At 37.3% G+C, this 19,718-nt stretch carries 14 protein-coding genes and 1 other annotated feature (1 of these 15 cut by a window edge); of the genes, 4 read left to right on the top strand and 10 right to left on the bottom strand.

Annotation, left to right across the window (positions count from 1 at the left end; translation table 11 throughout):
* Window positions 1-138 (bottom strand) — a binding site (T-box leader); it reaches 81 nt to the left of the window's first position.
* 43 nt (window positions 139-181) lie between these two features.
* The 7 genes from IGJ24_RS04365 to IGJ24_RS04335 all read right to left on the bottom strand — a co-directional run bounded on the left by IGJ24_RS04365 (window position 182) and on the right by IGJ24_RS04335 (window position 11,811).
* Window positions 182-526 (bottom strand): winged helix-turn-helix transcriptional regulator, encoded by a 345-nt coding sequence (locus tag IGJ24_RS04365; RefSeq protein WP_002358035.1) that lies wholly within the window; start codon window positions 524-526, stop codon window positions 182-184.
* A 69-nt stretch (window positions 527-595) separates the two neighbouring features.
* Window positions 596-4,390 (bottom strand): helicase-exonuclease AddAB subunit AddA, encoded by a 3,795-nt coding sequence (gene addA / locus IGJ24_RS04360; RefSeq protein ID WP_289865594.1) that lies wholly within the window; start codon window positions 4,388-4,390, stop codon window positions 596-598.
* Window positions 4,383-7,973 (bottom strand): PD-(D/E)XK nuclease family protein, encoded by a 3,591-nt coding sequence (locus tag IGJ24_RS04355; RefSeq protein WP_289865595.1) that lies wholly within the window; start codon window positions 7,971-7,973, stop codon window positions 4,383-4,385. Before IGJ24_RS04355 ends, addA begins: the two co-directional genes overlap by 8 nt.
* 110 nt (window positions 7,974-8,083) lie before the next feature.
* Complete coding sequence (gene lepB / locus IGJ24_RS04350) at window positions 8,084-8,632, bottom strand: signal peptidase I (RefSeq protein ID WP_002358039.1); 549 nt, start codon at window positions 8,630-8,632, stop codon at window positions 8,084-8,086.
* A 220-nt stretch (window positions 8,633-8,852) separates the two neighbouring features.
* Complete coding sequence (locus tag IGJ24_RS04345) at window positions 8,853-9,572, bottom strand: LutC/YkgG family protein (protein WP_010716939.1); 720 nt, start codon at window positions 9,570-9,572, stop codon at window positions 8,853-8,855.
* A complete protein-coding gene (locus IGJ24_RS04340; protein ID WP_002365496.1) occupies window positions 9,565-11,037 on the bottom strand; it encodes a LutB/LldF family L-lactate oxidation iron-sulfur protein in 1,473 nt (490 codons plus the stop codon). Before IGJ24_RS04340 ends, IGJ24_RS04345 begins: the two co-directional genes overlap by 8 nt.
* A 12-nt stretch (window positions 11,038-11,049) precedes the next feature.
* Entirely contained in the window at window positions 11,050-11,811 is a 762-nt protein-coding gene (locus tag IGJ24_RS04335; protein WP_002360596.1) for a (Fe-S)-binding protein, read from the bottom strand.
* A 369-nt stretch (window positions 11,812-12,180) separates the two neighbouring features.
* Here IGJ24_RS04335 and IGJ24_RS04330 point away from each other — a divergent pair, with 369 nt between their 5' ends.
* The 4 genes from IGJ24_RS04330 (at window position 12,181) to IGJ24_RS04315 (ending at window position 14,869) form a co-directional block, all read left to right on the top strand.
* A complete protein-coding gene (locus IGJ24_RS04330; RefSeq protein ID WP_002390077.1) occupies window positions 12,181-12,468 on the top strand; it encodes a hypothetical protein in 288 nt (95 codons plus the stop codon).
* Window positions 12,469-12,648: 180 nt separating this feature from the next.
* Window positions 12,649-12,834: a hypothetical protein gene (locus tag IGJ24_RS04325; protein ID WP_002358046.1), complete on the top strand. Its 186-nt coding sequence runs from the start codon at window positions 12,649-12,651 to the stop codon at window positions 12,832-12,834.
* Window positions 12,835-13,004: 170 nt separating this feature from the next.
* On the top strand, window positions 13,005-14,357 hold the full coding sequence (locus IGJ24_RS04320) for an amino acid permease (RefSeq protein WP_438775359.1): 1,353 nt from the start codon (window positions 13,005-13,007) through the stop codon (window positions 14,355-14,357).
* 110 nt (window positions 14,358-14,467) lie between these two features.
* Window positions 14,468-14,869, top strand: a complete 402-nt coding sequence (locus tag IGJ24_RS04315; RefSeq protein WP_033598905.1) for a YxeA family protein — start codon at window positions 14,468-14,470, stop codon at window positions 14,867-14,869.
* Here IGJ24_RS04315 and IGJ24_RS04310 read toward each other — a convergent pair.
* The 3 genes from IGJ24_RS04310 to IGJ24_RS04300 all read right to left on the bottom strand — a co-directional run bounded on the left by IGJ24_RS04310 (window position 14,866) and on the right by IGJ24_RS04300 (window position 19,555).
* Window positions 14,866-15,600 carry a class I SAM-dependent methyltransferase gene (locus IGJ24_RS04310; RefSeq protein ID WP_289865596.1) on the bottom strand — a complete coding sequence of 245 codons (735 nt, stop codon included), beginning with the start codon at window positions 15,598-15,600 and terminating at the stop codon, window positions 14,866-14,868. The two genes, IGJ24_RS04315 and IGJ24_RS04310, sit on opposite strands and share 4 nt — an antisense overlap.
* 69 nt (window positions 15,601-15,669) lie before the next feature.
* Window positions 15,670-17,265, bottom strand: coding sequence for an ATP-binding cassette domain-containing protein (locus IGJ24_RS04305; protein ID WP_289865597.1), 1,596 nt, complete (start codon window positions 17,263-17,265; stop codon window positions 15,670-15,672).
* A gap of 124 nt (window positions 17,266-17,389) precedes the next feature.
* Window positions 17,390-19,555, bottom strand: a complete 2,166-nt coding sequence (locus tag IGJ24_RS04300; protein ID WP_438775358.1) for a collagen binding domain-containing protein — start codon at window positions 19,553-19,555, stop codon at window positions 17,390-17,392.
* Window positions 19,556-19,718: the final 163 nt, after the last annotated feature.

Below are 19,718 nucleotides of genomic sequence, written 5' to 3'. Positions count from 1 at the left end.
GGTTTGCTTTCTTCTTGAAAACAAACAAACTCAGGAAGTGAATTTCGCTTGGTGACTGTGTAAATCAGCTTCCAGTCTCTGGCTGACTCTCCCTAAAACACGTCAATTCAAACTACTTGTTTCCATCACTGTTTTTTTAGTTATTTAATTACGTTTAGTTTACAAGAAGTTTTGCTTGCGGTCAACTGCATTCTTCGTCTTTTACCCATTTTTCTGCCCAATGTTGAATTTGTTCCATTGCTAATTGCAAGTCTTCGCCTTTTTCGGTTAGGAAATATTCTAAGCGATTTCCTTCACCGCAACGAACAGCTTTGGTGATAATTCCTTCAGCTTCTAGTTCCTTCAATCGCTCTACTAAGACACGATCACTTAACATTGGAATTTTTTCTTTTAATTCGCCAAAACGTTGAGGACCTCGTTCTAATAAAACATCAATAATTAAACCATTCCATTTTTTACCAAGTATTGAAAATGATTTTTCAAATTTGGGACAAAGTACAAACGATTCTGTTTTTACTTTTTCCATCTTCCTCACCTCTTCAATGAGTATAGCACATTCCTTACAAAATGTAAGTGTTTCTGCTTCTAATTTTTTCTACTTTATAAAATCTACAACATTTCCTGTCTGCATGTCAATAATTACTCCTCCATTTAATAAAATTAAATAGACGTGCGACACCTCTTTATGCGTTGCCTCTTGTAGCGCTCTACGATAAAGATTCATCTGTCCGCGATACCGTTCGACAATTTCAGAAATTGCTTGGGGAGAGGTGCCTTTTACATGATCGGTTTTATAGTCATACAAAATGCATTGATTGTCTAATTCGATATAGCCATCAATAATCCCATGAATTAATAAATCATCTTGTGTCGTTTCTGGATAATTTTGAATGAGCTCTTCTGCTTCAATCAGCATAGAAAAAGGTTGTTCCCTTCTAACGGTTTGATGGTGTTGAATCAATTGTTTTCCTAAGGCGGTGTCAAAGAAGGCCACGATTTGTTCCAGATTCATTTTTTCAGCAATTGCTGGTAAAATCAATTTATTTTCCACTAAGCGTTCTTGAACAGCTCGCACTTCCTCATAAGAAGGTTGCGTACTTAAATCAATTAGTTGTAATAAATAATGGGTTGCTGTCCCAATTTCAGCTGCTGAGGGCGCTTGAACCGTATCTAAAAATTTAGGCTTACTTAAATTTCCTTCAATCATTCGATTGACAATCAACGGTTGCGCTTGAATAGTATTGTCTTCCCGAACCTCAATTTTACCAATTTCTTTGTTATCGGGGTCATCAAATACTCGCTTGATTTCAGAAACAGACTGATAACTGGTGGTCCGAGTAGCCACTTCAAACGGATAATTGAAACTTAACCGTGCAAGGCCACGATTGATTTTGTCAGCAGATAATTGCGCTTTTTCGGCTAAATCCTCTGCTTGTCTTTCTGGCAATTGTAATTGCTGAATGGCTGCTCGTAGTTGTTCTTCGTTGAACCACTGAATATGAAAGTTAGCTGGGTGCTTTTTGACTTGCGGAACGTTACTTACCACTACTTCTTGCTGATATTCATCGGCTTTTTGATGACGTACCAATGTCATCCCAACCCAATTCATTAAACTACTTTTACTTTGCAAGCGATTTTCAGCTGGTAGCACCAGTGTTTCTACATCGCCAACTTTCAGCCACTCTTTCCACATCGCCGCTTGGTCTTTATAGGAGCCTACCAGAAAAAGTTTCTGTTCTGCACGTGTCAACGCCACATATAACTTCCGCATTTCTTCGGATAGTAATTTTCTTAATCGTACTTGTTTAATCGCCAAAAATGGTAAAGTATCGTACATAACTCGTTCTTCAGGTTGTAAATAACGAATGCCTACCCCTAAATTTTCTTCAAAGATATAGCGTTCATTCAAATCACTGACATTAAATTCTTTGGTCATATCTAAAACGAATACCACCGGAAATTCTAACCCTTTACTAGCGTGAATCGTCATGACGCGTACGGCATTCTCTTCACTTAAAACGACTGGTTCCGCTAAATCTTTGTCTTTTTCTTGCATTTTTTCGATGAAGCGAACAAATTGAAATAATCCGCGGAAGGTTGTTTTTTCATACGCCGCGGCCCGATCGACCAACGCATATAAATTGGCTTGGCGTTGTTTGCCAACAGGCAACCCGCCAACATAATCAAGATAGGCCGTTTCCCGATAAATCGTCCACAGCAAGGTGCTAAGCTGGTTGCGTCGAGCCTGTTCCCGCCATTTTTCTAATGATTCAGCAAAACGTATAGTTTTTTCCTGAACAACTGCTTCCTCCATGGTTGGTTCCATTTTTTGATTAAACGTTAAAAATGCTTCGTAGTAACTGGTTTCCTTATTAGCCAAACGAATAAGCACTAATTCGTTTTCTTTTAATCCAACAATTGGTGAACGTAACACAGCTGCCAAAGGAATGTCTTGATAGGGATTATCAATCAATTGAAGCAAGGCAATCATTGTACGAATTTCCGTTGCTTGGAAATAATTTTGAGCATCATTGACTTGAACTGGAATTTCTAATGATTTAAAAACATCTAAAATAGTTAAATTATTTTTCTTTGTAGGCGTTAATAAGACAATATCTTGATAAGTAATCGGTCGATCCGTTTTCAGCTTTTTATCATAAATTAAAAAATTTTGGTCAATTAATTCACGAATTTTCAAAGCAGTAACGTAAAGTTCCCCTTCTGTCTTATCTTCAATCAACAACTCAGGGGATTGTAATTCTGGAAATTCAACTGATTCTGTTGCTTTTTTTTCATAAATTAGCAATTCAGTTGAATAATCAGCCGCCTCCGAAAATTGATCAAAGCCATGAACCAAAGCGGCTGACTCATCGTAAGCAATTTGGCCCACTCGCTCATCCATTAATTGACTAAATACTAAATTCGTAAAGTCTAAAACATCTTTGCGGGAACGAAAATTTTCAGCTAGAATAATTCGTTTGCCCTCTTTGCCGTACCCATACTGATTGTATTTTTCAATAAACAATGTAGGATCTGCCAAGCGGAAAGAATAAATAGACTGTTTCACATCTCCTACCATAAAAAGGTTTCCTTCTGTGCTAAGCGGGCGGCGCAACCAATACAAAATAGATTCTTGTAATTGATTGATATCTTGGTATTCATCGACTAACACTTCATCAAATTTTTCGCGATAGTAAAGAGAGGCTTCTGATGCATGCCAGCCATCTGCCTGATTTTTCGCTAAAATAGCTAACGTATAATGTTCTAAATCGTTAAAATCCACTAAATTTTTAAGCCGTTTTTCTGCGCCATAGGCCTCCATAAATTGTTTCCCCACGTGAGCCATTTCTTGAACAATGGGCGTGGCCTCTTTCAAGACTTGTTTCATGGCATCTGGAGAAAGTGTAAACAGTTGCTTTTTCAAATCATTTAACGCTTTTTTATTTTGTTCTCGTAACTGTTTGGCTTGTTCCGCGGTTGGTTTCAACTCTTCGGCACGAACCGTTGGGTAGCGGTCAAAGCTCAACAATTCAGTCAAATTATAGGCGCTCTCTAAATCATTTCTCTCTAAAAATTGTAAAAATTGTTTTGTTTGTTCCTTTTCATTTTGAGCTAAATACCAAATCTTTTGAAGTTTCTCTTCGCCCTCTGTTAAGGTCACCATTTCTTCGTAACGCTGAAGAGTTCGTTGTAACGTCTCAACGGCTAGCGGTTTTAAATACGTCTGAAATAACGTTGATTCGCCTAGCTGATCCCCTACTTCGTAGGCTTGTGTTAAGCCATTAATCCACGCCTCTGGATCAGGATTGGCTTTGGCAAATTCATAAAAAGAAAAAATTAAGTTAGTGAGTCCGTCATCACTACGATCATTGGAAAAATTCGCTGTTAATTGGTAAAATTCTTCTTGATTTTCCGCATAAAATTGTTCACGTAATGCATCCCAAACATCTTCTTTTAATAACAATGTTTCTGTTTCATCTGTTAACATCCGAAAAACTGGATCTATGTCAATTAAATAATAAAAACGACGAATAACAGTTAAACAAAAGGCATGTAACGTGCTGATATTGGCTGTTGGCAAAAGAGCAATTTGACGAGAAAAATGCCGTCTTCTTTCTGGATTTTGTTCTTCATTCATTGCCTTTTGTAAAGCCACTTGGATACGTTCTTTCATCTCACGGGCGGCGGCTTCAGTGTACGTCACAATCAAGAGACGATCGATATCGACGCCGCTTTTGACTTTTTCAATGACACGGCGGACTAAAACGGTGGTTTTTCCTGAGCCAGCCGAAGCAGAAACTAAGATATTTTCATCGCCATCAAACACCGCTTGCCATTGACTGTCGGTGAATTGCTCATTGGCTGGACGTAGTGGAATTGTTTTACTCATCTTCGGTTGCTCCTTCCTCATCTTTGTTTAACAAGCGCGCCATAATTTCCTCTTTGGATAAATTCTCAATACGATGATAATTATTTTCTTTTAACATCACATCAAAATCACAGACACTTCGAAACGGACAATAGCGACAAGCAATCCGTTCCTTGCCTTGATAAGCGGGATTAAGTTGAACTTCGCCGCCAATAATTTGATTCCCCGCTTCAATAAATTTATTTCGGTTATGGGAAAGCAACGCGCCTAATTCTGGTTCTGTCACAAATTTATCTTCTTGGCGACGACCAGGTTTAATTTGTTCTTTGGCGGATTCTTCAATCGGAAACAGCAACGAACTTTGTTTAGCTTGCAGACTCGTATCTAAATGATCCAATAAATCTGGGTCTTTCATCAAAAGACCATCAAACTGATATTTTTTAAGCATTTGTTGTTCAATGTCGTCTTTGCCTTCATAAGATAACGTAGGATTGTGTACATGCAGATAAAGTGAGCCAGCAGGTTTAGCTTCTTGACCAACTAATTGCACAGCATCCATTAAAGCCACATCCAAGTACGTCAGCATTTGCATGGCTAAGCCGTAATACGCTTCTGTCATATTAAATTTACGGTGACTCGATTTATAATCAATCACACCTAAATAGGTTGATTCGGGTGTAACCAATTGATCAATCCGGTCGATTTTTCCCCGAACATGAATCTTCCCTTGATTTTTTAATGGTAATTCCAAACCAGAAATTCCTTTTTTAGCGGCAATTTGGCCAAATAACACTTCCGTTTGAACAGTAGTCATACCACTTCGTTGGCTTTGGCGTTTCAGCGCCCAACTGACTTTTTTAATTGTTTGACTCAATTGATAGCGAATATAGTTCATGCGACTAGAGGTCGTTAATACAGAAAAACGCGCATCCCCTAAAATACTATTTAGTACTTCCTCCGCCAATAAATTGACTTCCTGATCGGTTAATTCAGATAAGTTCCGTTGATTCATAATCAATAATTTAAAGAACTGATCCAATGCTTCATGGAAAAATTCCCCTGTAGCTGCTGGCGAAAGCCCAAAGACATCTCTTTCTTTCAAACGTAAGCCATAGCGAGAAAAGTATTGATATTGACACCGATAAAAACTCTCCATCCGAGAAACGGATGTATAAATATCTTTACCATATAAAGGTTCTGCTAAGACCTCATCAATCTTTTCAGGAATATTTTGATGCGTTAAACTTTCGAAAACTTGCTTGGCTAGCGGCGCAATTGATTGGTTCATTAGCGCTTTTTCCATATTTAACCAGAAAGGCAACAATCCTTCTTGTGTTTCTTTCCGTTGTCTTTTCAAACGCGTTAATTCACCGATTAACGTCCGATACGTACTAATATGGGCTAAACTGGTCGTTTCATCATCGAAAATGGTTGTTTCATTTTTTTCAAAAACGAGCAAGTTTAAATCTTTTTGGATATTTTTAAAATAAGGAGACGGTTTGACTTCTTGAGCGGTATCTTTAACACTTGGATAGGTTAAATATAACCGTTCTCGCGCTGAAGAAAAGACGAGATACGCAACAAACGGTTCTTGCGCAATTTTGCGTCCGGTTGTCCCACGTAAATATTGGTTTTCCGTTAAAGTATCATTGATTGTCTGACGTTCTTCATCAGACAATAGTGTTTTATTTTCAATCTTTTGTGGAAAAATTTCTTCCGTCATCCCAATAGCAAAAGTAACCTTGACAGCGCCAGGTCGAGTTAAATCCATTGCGCGAACTTGTACTTGGTCAATCGCTGTCGGCACTTTACTATAGTGCAAACCTTCCAAGCCACTAACAAATATTTCTTGAAACGTTGTAAAATCAAACGAACTTTCTCCGTAAACAGTGACGTATTCATCTAGTAACGACATCAATGCATCCCAAGTCTGTTCATGGTTACGAGCTGTTTCTAGTTGACCTGCTTCGATAGCTTGTAAGCGCCACATTTTTAATTGTGTTGCCACACCACTTTGCAGTAAAAAGTGATAGAAGACGGTCGCTGCTTCCAAACCAGTTTTGGCACTTATCATTGCTTGAAAGTAACTAGGTAACAGCCGTTGAAGCGATTGACGAATCGCATTTGACTCTTCTTCCATCGTAGCGACATCTTCTTGCTCTTCCGCTTCAAAATCATACCGAATAAATTCCCAATCTTTTTCTTGCGACCAATAATAACCTTCATAGCCGTATGCTAGGACTACATTTTCGGTAATATCAACTTTTCTGCGCCAAGCGTTCCGTTGGTTTAACCAATCAGTCAAGCTTTCTTCAGAAGTAGTGAGTTGATTCATTGGCATAAATAATTCCGTTCTCAAAAACCGGAGCACATCGCGATAACGATAATTGTACGAATGAATAGCAAATAAAGATTCAATCCATTCGACTAAAGGATGCCGATCCATAGCCATATCTCGGTCGACATAAACAGGAATCTCGTGTTCCGCAAAAATCGGTTCTAATAAATTTTCATAACAATCTAAATCACGAGTCAACACCTGAATTTCTTTGTACCGATACCCTTCTTCCACCACTAAACGGCGAATTTCGGTTGCAACATGTGTTAATTCTTCTTTAACGTTTTCAGCACGCCACAGAAATAAGCCATCGCCTCTCCAGTCAGTTGTGCTTAATGGAGGCAGGTGTTCTTGCGATTGAATCCAATAATCGTTTAATCCTTGCAAGTCTGGATTTGTAATTAATACCTCTTTCTTTTCCACATAATCTGAAAGAATCGGGATTTGCTTCTGTCTTGCTAGTTGATAAAGCTGATGATAGGTTTGTCCCGCTTCATAAAATAACGACCGCGGATCAGGTAAGTCATGCGGATATTGTTTGTCCAATACGAGGGCTACTTTCACAGAACCTGCTTGCGCCATTAGCACTTCAATCAACTTTAATTCTCTGGCAGTAAACTGCTGATAGCCTGAAATAACGAATTGAACATTCGACAAATCAACCGTTTGTAAATACTCGCTTAAATGTTGAATAATCTCCGCTGATTCATAGCCATACTGACTCATTTGCAATTGGAATCGCGAAAAAATTAACGTTAAATCTTGAAACTTAAGTTGTAAATCTTGTCCTTTAGGGTTCTCCGTTTGTTTTTCTAAAAATGGATAAAGCTCCGCAATCTCAATATTGCCTTCGCGCATTTCTTGATAAAGCTGAAATAGTTGCTGAATAAAGCCAGGCTTGTTAATTTCACCTCTAAAAATTTGTAACTCTTCTTCTGCTTCTACTAAAATTTTGCGGAAAATCATCGCAGCGCCTGCATCAGATAAAACATCTGCCGAGTAAAAAGGTGTATGTTGTAAATAGTACCAAGCCAAACGGTAAAAACTAAAAACCTGCAGACGGGTACTGGTTATTGAATCAGACGTAGTTGTCTGTAATTGACGTAACTTTTGCAAGACTTGAATTTCTTGCTCAAACTTAATATGGTTCGGGACTAAATAGAATACTTCATGCTGTGCGTCTTCCTCTAGCCATTGTTTTGTCGCCTGTATAAGTGGCGCTTCTAAATCTGCCACAGCGGTTCCTCTAATAAACTGCACACTCATGGTTTCACATCCTTTTCCTTTGCACTGCCTTTATTTTACCACAAAAGAAGGACGGAAACATGTGTTTGTTTTTACACATTTCCGTCCTTCTCTTTTACTCATTGTATCTTTTATTGTTTTGACACTTCTGGTATTGGACCAAACCGTGAGAATGGCCACATCACAAATTTCACTTCACCCAAAATATCTTTTTTATGAATAAAACCAATGACACGACCGTCTTTTGAATTCCGTCGATTATCACCTAAAACAAAGTAGCTATCTGCTGGTACTTTTTCTTTTAATGAAAAATCGCCTGTCAAAGGTTGACCATCTGTTAAGGCTTTTTTAAATTCATCTAAATAGGGTTCGTCAACTTCTTTTCCATTGATGTACAATGTATCATCCTTGTACGCAATTGTATCTCCAGGTAAACCAATCACACGTTTAATATAATTTTTATCTGGTTCATCTGGCGCTGGGAAAGTAATAATATCGAAACGATTAATTTCTGTGTTTTTTAATGTAATTACCCGTTCACCATCTGCTAACGTTGGATCCATTGAATGACCTCTCACTACGACAGGCGTAAATACAAATTGTCTCAGTAAAAACAGACCCAAAGCTAAACAGGCAAAAAAGACGACTGTTTTAATTAATTCTTTTGATTTCAAACTCATTCCTCCAAAAACCTTATTATCTTATGTCTCATATTCTACCACAAAGTAAATCAATCCTATAGTGCTTAACACTCAATTAATTTTTATGTATGCTTTTTTTACAAAATGGTCAGAAAAAAAACGTATTTCTTTCAAATTTGATTCTTACTTTTTTGATCCTGCTCATAAAAAAAGCATAATCAATTCTAAAAAAGGCTGAATTGATTATGCTTCTAGCGTTTTAGCGATCCATCACAACCACGTAACAAACTTCTAAAGGACCATGCAACCCGACAACCAGTTGCATTTCAATATCTCCTGAATTAGAAGGCCCTGAAATAAAGTGAATCGCTGAGCCGATTTTTTCGCCTTTTTCTATTTTATCTGTATAAAAAGCTGCTGGCTGAGTCGAACGTGGAACGAGTTTACTAAACGGTATAATTGAAATATAATGCTTCGGTAAAAAATGTAAGGCTCTGCCTTGTCCCGCATTGGACTCCACCACAATCGTTCCTGATTCAGCTAGTAAAAACTCAGCAAAGGCAATCGCAATATTTGCCTGAGCAGCTGTTTGAATATTCGCTTCTCGTTGCTCACTTCCAGGTTGCCATTGCTTAACAGAAACAGCCTCTAATGACTTAGCTAAATCAGCTAATCCATAGGCTTCAAAACGTGCATCTGTTGGCAATAAAAGATTGCCCCCACCAAACTCAGCAACAATTTGCTGAATCGTCGTCAGTAAATTTTCTTGTGTGGTTTCCACTAAGTTCGTGTGAATCGTTTCCACACGTTCTTTCACAATCGTTAATAGCTCTGCTGGTGTTTTATCTGCCAACTGTTCTTCTGGTAAATGATTAACTGGCTCAAATGGATGGGCCGAAACAGGCTGTTTTTCTACGCCTAATTTTTCTCGTAGATTTTGTAAAAAAGGTTCTCGATTTTGAATCGCTTCGTTAGTCATTTTTTTCACCTTCTTGATGTTTTTTGAACCAACTTCTGAAGTTTTCTGAAGATTTTGGTGGTCTTGGCAAATCACGAACATCGGTCCAACCTTTTACTAACCCTGGTCCTTTATCAAGGTAGCCTCCATGATTGTACATGTTTTCAACAGTAATGTCTTTTTGTTTACTTAAAATGCCCGCTGCAGCATGATCGACTTTCATGGCTGCTTTAAACATTGCTGGTGAACCAGTGGCTTTACCTACCATACGCATTTGGAAATCTTCAAATCCATGTTTCATTTTCAGATCATCGGTCATCACTTTACGATGTTCAATTAATAATTCGTGCAATGGAATTTTCACAGGACACGTTTCCGTACATGCCCCACAAAGACTAGACGCATAAGGCAATTCCCCAAACTGTTTATATCCACCTAAAATTGGAGAAAGCACAGCACCAATTGGTCCTGGATAAATAGAGCCATAACCGTGCCCTCCAATATGGCGATAGACCGGACAAACGTTCAGACAAGACCCACAACGAATACACTGTAAGACTGGCTGAAAGGCTGTTCCTAACGCTTTTGAACGCCCGTTATCCAAAATGACTACGTGAAATTCTTCTGGACCATCGGATTCATCCGCATTTTTTTGCCCGGCAAACGTCACATACGTTGTTAAATTTTGACCAACAGCACTTCTGGCTAAAAGGTTATCTAAAACCTCTGCTTCACGCATTGTTGGTACGATTCTTTCCATCCCCATTAACACGATTTGTGTCTTAGGAATACTGATGGTCAAATCAGCATTTCCTTCATTTGTATTTAAGTTAATTAAGCCGCTATCCGCAATAGCGAAATTACAACCTGTAATGCCAATCTCCGCTTCCAAAAAGAATTTGCGCATCACTTCTCGTGCACAGCGTGCCAAATTTACCGGGTCATTATCTCCTTGATACCCTAATTTTTTCGCAAAAACCTGACGAATCTGTTCGCGATTTTTATGAATACTTGGGAAAACAATATGTGACGGCTCATCCCAGTCATCCATTTGTAAAATGAATTCCGCCAAGTCTGTTTCCATTACACTGACATCGTCTAATCCCAATAACATTGGATCAATATCGACTTCGGTCGTCACCATTGATTTAGATTTCACAATTTTTTTCGCCTTTTTTTCTAGAACCACTTGTTTCACATATTCATTGGCCTCTTCGGCGGTTTGAGCAAAAAAGACTTTGCCACCTCGTTTGGCGACGTTATCACTGAACTCTTCTAAATAGTCAGGCAGATACTGAATTGTATGTTGGCGAATTTGTTCTCCCAGTTCACGCCATTGTGGCCAATTGCCTAAAGCTTCCCGCGCACCTTCTCGTTTCTCCCATTGGGCATCTTGTGCTTTGGCGACAGCCTTTTGCATAAACACATCTTTTTTACTTTCTTCAATTCGTTCACTTAACGGCTTATTGCTCGTTGATAATCCCACAGTTCTTCCCCCTTACCCTACCGATATGATTTGTGGTTGGTCCATGCGTGCTTCATCCACTTCGTGATTAAGGACTTCTGCAATATGCATAATCTTAATCTTTTTCCCATCACGATTGAATTTACCCCCGATATTCATCAGGCAACCCATATCCGCACTAATTAAAATTTCTGCGCCCGTATCAATCACATCGTTCATTTTTTCCGTCACCATTTGTTCAGAAATAGCTGGCATTTTCACTGAAAACGTTCCGCCAAATCCGCAACAATTTTCAAGATGTCCTAAAGGAATCATTTCTAATCCTTTCACATGATCCAACAAAACAAAAGGCGATTCTCGTTCATTTAAAATTCGCGTCATATGACAAGAACGATGATAAGTGGCTTTCCCATATAGCGTTGCGCCAACATCTTTGACCCCTAAGACACGATAAAGAAACTGACTAAACTCATAAGTTCGCTCAGCTAAACGTTGTGCTTTTGGCCCATAAATAGGATCATCTGCTAAAAATTTGTGGTATTCTTTCATCATGCCGACACAAGACCCCGCAGGTCCCACCACATAATCGGCACCGTCAAAACTATCAATTTGATTCTTAAGCGTTGTCGTGCTCTCTGTCACATAGCCACTATTGTACGTTGGCTGACCACAACACGTTTGGCTTGTTGGTAAAACCGTTTCACAGCCATAACGTTCCAAAACCTCTACCATTGCTTGCCCTACATTTGGAAAAAGTAAATCCACCACGCATGTCGAAAATATACTCACTTTCACGCAAAATAACCTCCTCGTTTTCTACGAAAAGGCTCCATGAAATTAATTGGGCGGCTGTCATTAAAAGTCACTTGGCTGTCGTCTCTAACTACTTCACAGTGCCTTTTCAACAAATACGTTATTTGTAACAAAAATCGTTTTTTAAAATGATTCTTATACAATAATTATTTTACCAGTATCTGGTTTTAACAGCAAACGATTCCAGAAATTTTGTGCATTTTCACACAAAAAAGGAGGCTTTTTTATAAAAGTTTCTTTTACCCCCTTCGAAATTCGTTTTTTCTGAAGAAAAGAGTGACGAAATTTTGAAATTTTGGTAAACTAAGAAAAAACGAGAAACGAGGGCCATGCATGTTCATTTCATTTAACATGTTTATTCTATTAATTGTTGCAACGATCCTAATGATTTTTCTGATTATCTATTTGACAGTCACTGGAAATGATAAAAATAATAAAAAGAAACAAAAGAAAGAAACAAAAAGAACTACGCCAACTTTAAACAAAAAAACAACTGTTCCCCCTTCTCAGAAGCCAAATGTTGTGACTGATGTTGCAAAAAAGAGCGAGCCGGAAAAGCAAGCCGTACAACGAACACAGAAACCAACCACTAGAGAGGACGAGACTTCTCAATTTACACGAAGCCAACGTCATAAATGAAAATGGGACATAAGTCGAGATGACTTATGTCCCATTTTCTAATTCTTAAGATAATCAGCTGAACAAAAAATCCGCTAGTTGTTTCACTTTTTCTTTTAATTAATGATAGTTTATTCTTCTTTTCAGGTGTATACTAAATGATTGAAAAGAGACTTTAACTAATTAGGAAGAGGTGATTTTTTGTCTGCAAAGCGGTTTATTCAATTATTCATTTGTTATGCTATTTCAATGATTGTCGCAATACTTTTAACGGACTTATTTAATTTCTCGAGTCCTATAGCTTATTTAGTAGTGGCTAGTATCATCGGCTATGTAGTCATTACTGTTCCATTAACAATTATGACTCTATTAAAAAATAAAAATTAATAAAAAAATTGAGCGATTTTAATCACTTAAATTGCTCGATTTTTTTATTTTCATAATATTTTTCACTTATTTTTTCATTTTCATTGACAGAATAGTTGTAATTGTCAGAAAATTGTATATAATAAAGAAAGTTATTTTCATATTATTTTTTTCAATTAAAGGAGAATCCTATGAGTGAAACACAACAAACAACCTTAAAAAAACAATTAAGCTCGCGCCACATTACGATGTTAGCCTTAGGGGGAGCGATTGGCGCAGGTCTTTTTAAAGGAAGTGGCGAAGCAATTGGTATTGCTGGTCCTTCTGTTTTAATCGCCTTTCTAATTGGCGGTGCTGTTCTCTTCATCGTCATGAGTGGTTTAGGAAAACTTGTTTTAGATGGCGGAGACACACATCATGGTTTGTCTAGCTTAGTTCGACCATTTTTAGGTGCACATTCTGCTGATTTTATTGATTGGGTTTATTATTCCATGTGGACAATTAATATTATCGCAGAAGCGGTTGCCGCAGCTTCCTTTTTACAACTTTGGTTTCCTAATATTCCTGCTTGGTTTTTTGTTTTCATTTTAGCTATTTTAACGACGCTCATTAATCTTTACTCGGTTCGTTTATTTGCAGAAACAGAATATTGGTTGGCGTTTGCTAAAATTAGTGTCATCATTTTGTTAATTATTTTTGGTGTTTATCTGGTGGGACAACAAATGCTAGGCAGTGGTGTCTTCCCTACTTTACAAAGTATCACCGATCATGGTGGCTTCGCCCCACATGGCATGAAAGGTATTGTTAATTCTTTATTAGTAGTTATTTATTCTTATGGCGGTTCAGAATTAATCGCGATTACTGTCAGTGAAGCAGATGATCCTAAAAAAGCCATTCCTAAAGCGATTCGTGGTGTGATGGGACGGATTATTTCCTTCTATATCATTCCATTATTCTTACTTTTGATTATTTTCCCTTGGAATACATTAGCAGGCACAACGGTGAGTCCATTTGTTATGGTTTTTGAAAAAATGAATATTCCTTTTGCTGCTGACATCGTAAATTTTGTGATTATTTTAGCCTTGTTTTCTTCTATTAATTCTGGGGTATACGCCTCTTCTCGCCTTTTATATTTTCGCTTAAAAGATAAAAAAGGACCCATGAGTAAACTAGCGGTTTTAAACAAGCACCAAGTACCTCAACGTTCAGTTTTCTTCTGCGCCAGTGTTTTATATCTGGGCGTTATTCTTTCTTATTTTGTTGGCGATGAATTATTTGGTTACTTAGCCGGTTCTCTCTCTTACACTGTCTTGCTAATTTGGATTTTAATTAGCGCTGCGGCGTTTGTTCTGTCTTTAAAACGAGGGTCTCTCTTTGAAAAAAGTATTAATCTCCTTGCGTTAATCATTTTAGGTCTCATCTTTATTGGCATCTTATTTACAAATTCGTTAGGCGTCACTCTTTTAACAGGCCTACTGTACTTTGTTATTTTCTTTAGTTATCGTAAGAAAAATGATTCCTTTCTACTCTCTGATGAAAGCTAAATAGACCAAAAAAAACGAACAGTTTTGTAAGATAACTGTTCGTTTTTTCGATGTTCCATCTCCTTCTTCTTTTGCTATGCTATTTTTGTAAATTGTTAGGAGGAGAAAAAATGAAAAAAATCGGCGCTATTTTATTTATTGGCTTATTCATTGTTGGTGGTTATACAGGCTATCGTTATTATGCAGATACATATAAGGGTGAAAAAGCCTATGCACAAGTTCCTCTAGAAATTCCTGAACGAAAACAAACAGTAGATGACAATCAAAAAAGCATAGATGGCCAATATTCTTTACACTATCGACTAAATTTTGTTAAAAGTAATGGAAAAACGCAAGTTATGGACTACGAACGGACAGACAAAAATCCTCAACCTTTGGAACCAAATGCTTACATAGAAGCAACCATTAGTAAAAAAAGAATCATCCAATCTCCTGTCAAAATTGATAAAAAAGAGATTCCAGAAAAAGCTTTCGCACAATTAAATAACCGAAAAACAACCAGCGATAATTAGTCATCGCTGGTTGTTTTTTTACATGGAATAACAATTAATTCATAAATAATGGTATGCTGATTTTGCTTAATTTCATGAGAACCAAAAATTTTTTGTACGCGTTGTTCTAAAATTGGAACTGACCATTGTTCTTCAAAATAGTTGCGGAAAAAGTCTTTTGAAATAGCTTCTGATGCTTCAAAGAAAAATTTTTTTGTAAAAAAAGGGCGCTGTTCTTTTTTTAGAAATACTTTGTATTGTGCCATCCAATTTAACTGCGGGTTGCTCTCTTGCTCAAAAGGAGAAAACAACGAATCTTGCTCTTCCACTAGCCGAAATATAAGACACCATTCTTCACTTAATTGGCACAATGCATTAACTTTTTCCGGCGTATCCAAAGCAGGGTTCATCGCTGAAAAAACGACTTGAAATTTTTTCCCAGTCTCAATCAGTCTTTCTTGGCTTTGGTGAAGAAAAACAACGTTGCTTTGTGCTTTTGCTTCCGCAATCTCCAACATTCTCTGAGAAATATCGGCTAGCGTATACTCCGTGACTTGCTCTTGAAAAAAAGGTAAATATCGTCCCGTCCCACCTGCGATATCCAGAAATGTCTGACACGGAAAAAGACCTTCTTGGACCAAGAAATCACGTAATTCTCGAGCAATTGGAAATGGCGATTCTTGTTGAATTTCTTCATATTCTTCTGCAAATTCATCCCAAAATTCCGCTAATTCTTGCTCATTATTATTCATCAACAGTTGCCCCTTTCTCTCAATTCTTATAAAAAGTGTAGCAAAAGAAGCGCCAAACAGCTAACAAGTTCACTCATTTAAATCAATAATTTCATCTACAAATCGCAGGGTTTTAGGTCGATGAGTAACCAAAATAGTCAACTTATTGTGGGTAAATTTTTGTACTTCTTGTAACACTTTTTCTTCGGTCTTTTCGTCCAATGCAGAAGTCGCCTCATCTAAAATAAGGATCTCTGCTTGTGTAAATGCTAAGCGTGTGAAAGCAATCCGTTGTTTTTCACCACCAGAAAAATTCATTCCTTTTTCACTCACAATAGTGTTTAAACCTTCCGGCAACCGTTCATAAAGTTCCCCCAACTGAAAACGATACATAGCTTCAATTACTTGTTCATCAGAAATTTCTTGATTCAATACAATATTTTCTTTCAACGTTCCTTGAAATATTGGCACATCTTGAGATAAATAAAAAACTTTTTCATAATAATCTTCCAAATTGAATTGTGTTAGAGGAAATTGATTCACATAAACTGTCCCCTCTGTCGGCTTCAATAATCCTAAAATCAATTTAATCAGGGTAGATTTGCCTGTACCACTTTTTCCAATCAAGCCATAAGTTTTATTCATTGAAAATTGTCGATTTTGTTGGGACATAATCGTTTGACTATCTACGCTAAAACATACATCTTTTAATGAAATTGTTTGAATTTCAGGTAACACTTTGCCTGGAACCGCTAAATCAGGATCATCTTCTTTTTTATAAAAATCTTCCAAGCGCTGATAGGCTACTTTATCCAAATTATATTGAACAAATAAAACATTAAATATGGCTATCGGCGTATAAATTCGATCGATATACATCACTATCGCTACAAGTCCACCTAAACTTAGCGTCACGACGTTAGTAAAACTAAGTACGACAATACTTACTTTGATTAGTGCGACTAACAAGGCAAAAAAGCCAAAGAAAAATTCATGGATCATAGTCATTTTTGTTATATTTTGACTATTTTCCTCTGCCATTAACGCGTAATTTTCAATCTCTTTTTTATATTTTCGATTAATTCTAAAAGTTACTAGTTCTGTCATCCCTCGTATCAAAGTAGCATTCATTGCTTCTTCGGAAATAAGTGTTTTTTCTTTCATGTTTTGTAGCGTTTTCAAAAGTATTTTGGTTAAAATAAATACAATCACATAACCAATTAGAATTGCTGGCAGTAATTTTTTATCAATCAATGCTATGAAAAATAAATTAAATAACGTCTCTGGAATTAGCTCTCGAAATAAGCGCCCATAAAAATTCAAGTGGATATTTCTCCCAGCTGCTGCACCAACTTCTACTTTTTGTAGTAAAGCTCCCGCTCCCAGTTTTAGATATTCTTCATAGGAAATCTTGCTCATTTTTATTAAACTTAATTTCTTCAAATAGAAATAGATGCCATTAGTTAAGTAAGCTTTCGGTTTCTGTTCACAGTAAGACAATAGCGGAATTAAAATAATTGTCGTTCCATACGCTACTAACAACCCTAGTTGGAAACTTTTTTGATAATGATCTAACAACTGTTGAAAAAAATAAATTGCTAAAGCACTACATAATGAAACAATCACACCAATCAAAATGTACCAAGTGAAGCTTTTCTGAAAGTGCGACCATATTTTTTTAGTCATTTACTCCCTCCTTTTCGAGCAGTACATACCTTACTGTAGCATAGTTTTTGATTGGCGCCTATCAGCAATTTATCTCCAGATAATAGAAAAGCCCCCCAGCGAAAGCTGGATGGCTTTTCTATTGTTAATTCTTTCTGATTTGTAGATAACTTACACCTAAAACGGCAAATGTACTTGCCAGTATTCCTGCTATTAGCATAAACGGTGTTTTTGTTGTGCCTGTTTTGGGAAGTTCTCGTTGCCCGTTTGCTTCATTTAATTTTTGAATTGGTTCACTAAGAAGTTGGGGAGCCAACTGTGGGCTTCCTTCATTTTTCACTGTATTTAATGGAGCGTTTAGTATTTGTGGTTGATTTTTTGATGTAACATTTTTATTTTTCTCCACAGTTGTTTCTGTGGATGGCTGTTTTTTCTCAGTTGTAGTAATTTCTTTTGTTGGTGAGACATGAACTTCTGGCTGGCTGCTTTCTGCAGTTTCTGTTGCGCCATTCTCTTCAGTTGTTACGCTTGGTTTTTCAGGTATGATTGGTGCAATTGTACCTAACGTTTCACTTTCATCTGGATTTTCTTCTTCTGTTGGCGACACATGAACTTCTGGTTGGCTGCTTTCTGCAGTTTCCGTTGTGCCGTTCTCTTCAGTTGTCACACTTGGTTTTTCAGGAATAATTGGTGAAATTGTACCTAACGTTTCACTTTCATCTGGATTTTCTTCTTCCGTTGGTGAGACATGAACTTCTGGTTGACTGCTTTCTGCGGTTTCTGTTGTGCCGTTCTCTTCAGTTGTCACACTTGGTTTTTCAGGTATGATTGGCTCAATCGTGCCTAGTGTTTCACTTTCATCTGGATTTTCTTCTTCCGTTGGTGAGACATGAACTTCTGGTTGACTGCTTTCTGCGGTTTCTGTTGTGCCGTTCTCTTCAGTTGTCACACTTGGTTTTTCAGGTATGATTGGCTCAATCGTGCCTAGTGTTTCACTTTCATCTGGATTTTCTTCTTCTGTTGGCGACACATGGACTTCTGGTTGACTGCTTTCTGCAGTTTCTCTTGCGCCGTTCTCTTCAGTTGTCACACTTGGTTTTTCAGGTATGATTGGCTCAATCGTGCCTAGTGTTTCACTTTCATCTGGATTTTCTTCTTCTGTCGGCGAGACATGAACTTCTGGTTGGCTGCTTTCTACGGTTTCTGTTGTGTCTGTCTTTTCACTTGTTTCTGTTGCCTGTTCCGAAGTAGGTGTCTTTGGTTCCCATTCTTCTATTGTCTCTAAAGGAATGTCTAGACTTTCTTCTGTTGGCATTTCCACATTTTGATTGCCGCTTGCCTCACCGTCTACAAAAACATTTTTAACCTGTGATGTATTTTTTTCATTCGTTGCGTCTTGATTGTTTAGTTGATAATTGATGTCATAACTATTTTCAAATGTCGCTTGATGTTGCCCCGCTTCCGTGATTGTCGAAGTGTAACGGACGATAAAGGAAGTAAAGCGTGCTTTATCCCGATAAAAACGTAAATTAAAGTCGTTATCTGTCACAAAGTCAATTTTGCCATAACCTTGTTGTTCAAACTCGGCAAGTGAAATATATTTAGTTTCTTTGTCATTCACAATATCAAATGTAAAACTCTCTTTATTTAATTGTTGACCACTTCCTTGTCGATCCGCAATTGAAATATCTTCTGTGACATCGGATTTATTGAGGTTCACATTTAAAAACCAGCGTACTTGATTTGACTCTCCAGCCAAATCGCCTACTTTATAAAAAAACGGATAGTCTTGCTCAATTTGGCCAGTCTCTGTGTTAGTCATTCCTTCAATTGTCAAACGTTGAGTCGCCGTTGCTGTTCCGAAATCCGTTTCTATCACATTCGGTTGCGAACTATTGGTGATAAGCGTTTTAATCCCGAAAGAAAAATGCCCGTTCACATTATGTAAAGATTCAACTTTTTCGTTAAATGTTGCTACAACATGATCTTTATAGATAAAAACTTCCCCTAAACCATTTAAATTGATTTTTCGTGGTGAGCCATCGTTCTCGGTCATTCCAACTAGTTCGTCTGGTAAAGTTAAAGTAATAGTATCGCCAGGTTTTATTTTCTGATTTTCTTTGTCACTAAAAGATACTTTAATGGAGGTCATCTCCCCTTGATATAAAGTAGTGTGATCTAATTCTACTTTGTCAACGATTGGACTTTTGCTCAATTCGGCGCCAAACGAAATTGGACCTATCAATAACGCCCCCGCAATTGGTAGAATCATTACCAACAGTAACACTAAAAATTTTACACTTTTTGTCATAAAAAATTATTCACCCTTCTTTTCTCTTATTTTTTCCACTTAGTGGTCTTTTTCAGAAGTTGACAATAGCAAAAAGATATGTCTCGTACAATATTAATGCTCATTTAAGTAGCCTTTTTTTTAAATTTCTAATTCACTTCCTAAGGAAAACGTTTTATTATGG

Source organism: Enterococcus sp. DIV0546 (genome assembly GCF_051712785.1).
In the GTDB taxonomy this organism is placed as follows: Bacteria; Bacillota; Bacilli; order Lactobacillales; family Enterococcaceae; genus Enterococcus; species Enterococcus faecalis.
The sequence above is the reverse complement of the archived record's forward strand: the minus strand, read 5'-3'. Positions and strand labels throughout refer to the sequence as shown.

What these genes read in the sequence shown, in the direction of transcription:
- addA (WP_289865594.1), bottom strand. Translation starts at nt 4,390, where the DNA reads ATGAGTAAAACAATTCCACTACGTCCAGCCAATGAGCAATTCACCGAC.
- IGJ24_RS04365 (WP_002358035.1), bottom strand. Translation starts at nt 526, where the DNA reads ATGGAAAAAGTAAAAACAGAATCGTTTGTACTTTGTCCCAAATTTGAA.
- IGJ24_RS04345 (WP_010716939.1), bottom strand. Translation starts at nt 9,572, where the DNA reads ATGACTAACGAAGCGATTCAAAATCGAGAACCTTTTTTACAAAATCTA.
- IGJ24_RS04355 (WP_289865595.1), bottom strand. Translation starts at nt 7,973, where the DNA reads ATGAGTGTGCAGTTTATTAGAGGAACCGCTGTGGCAGATTTAGAAGCG.
- IGJ24_RS04310 (WP_289865596.1), bottom strand. Translation starts at nt 15,600, where the DNA reads ATGAATAATAATGAGCAAGAATTAGCGGAATTTTGGGATGAATTTGCA.
- IGJ24_RS04330 (WP_002390077.1), top strand. Translation starts at nt 12,181, where the DNA reads ATGTTTATTCTATTAATTGTTGCAACGATCCTAATGATTTTTCTGATT.
- IGJ24_RS04305 (WP_289865597.1), bottom strand. Translation starts at nt 17,265, where the DNA reads ATGACTAAAAAAATATGGTCGCACTTTCAGAAAAGCTTCACTTGGTAC.
- IGJ24_RS04300 (WP_438775358.1), bottom strand. Translation starts at nt 19,555, where the DNA reads ATGACAAAAAGTGTAAAATTTTTAGTGTTACTGTTGGTAATGATTCTA.
- IGJ24_RS04320 (WP_438775359.1), top strand. Translation starts at nt 13,005, where the DNA reads ATGAGTGAAACACAACAAACAACCTTAAAAAAACAATTAAGCTCGCGC.
- lepB (WP_002358039.1), bottom strand. Translation starts at nt 8,632, where the DNA reads ATGAGTTTGAAATCAAAAGAATTAATTAAAACAGTCGTCTTTTTTGCC.
- IGJ24_RS04315 (WP_033598905.1), top strand. Translation starts at nt 14,468, where the DNA reads ATGAAAAAAATCGGCGCTATTTTATTTATTGGCTTATTCATTGTTGGT.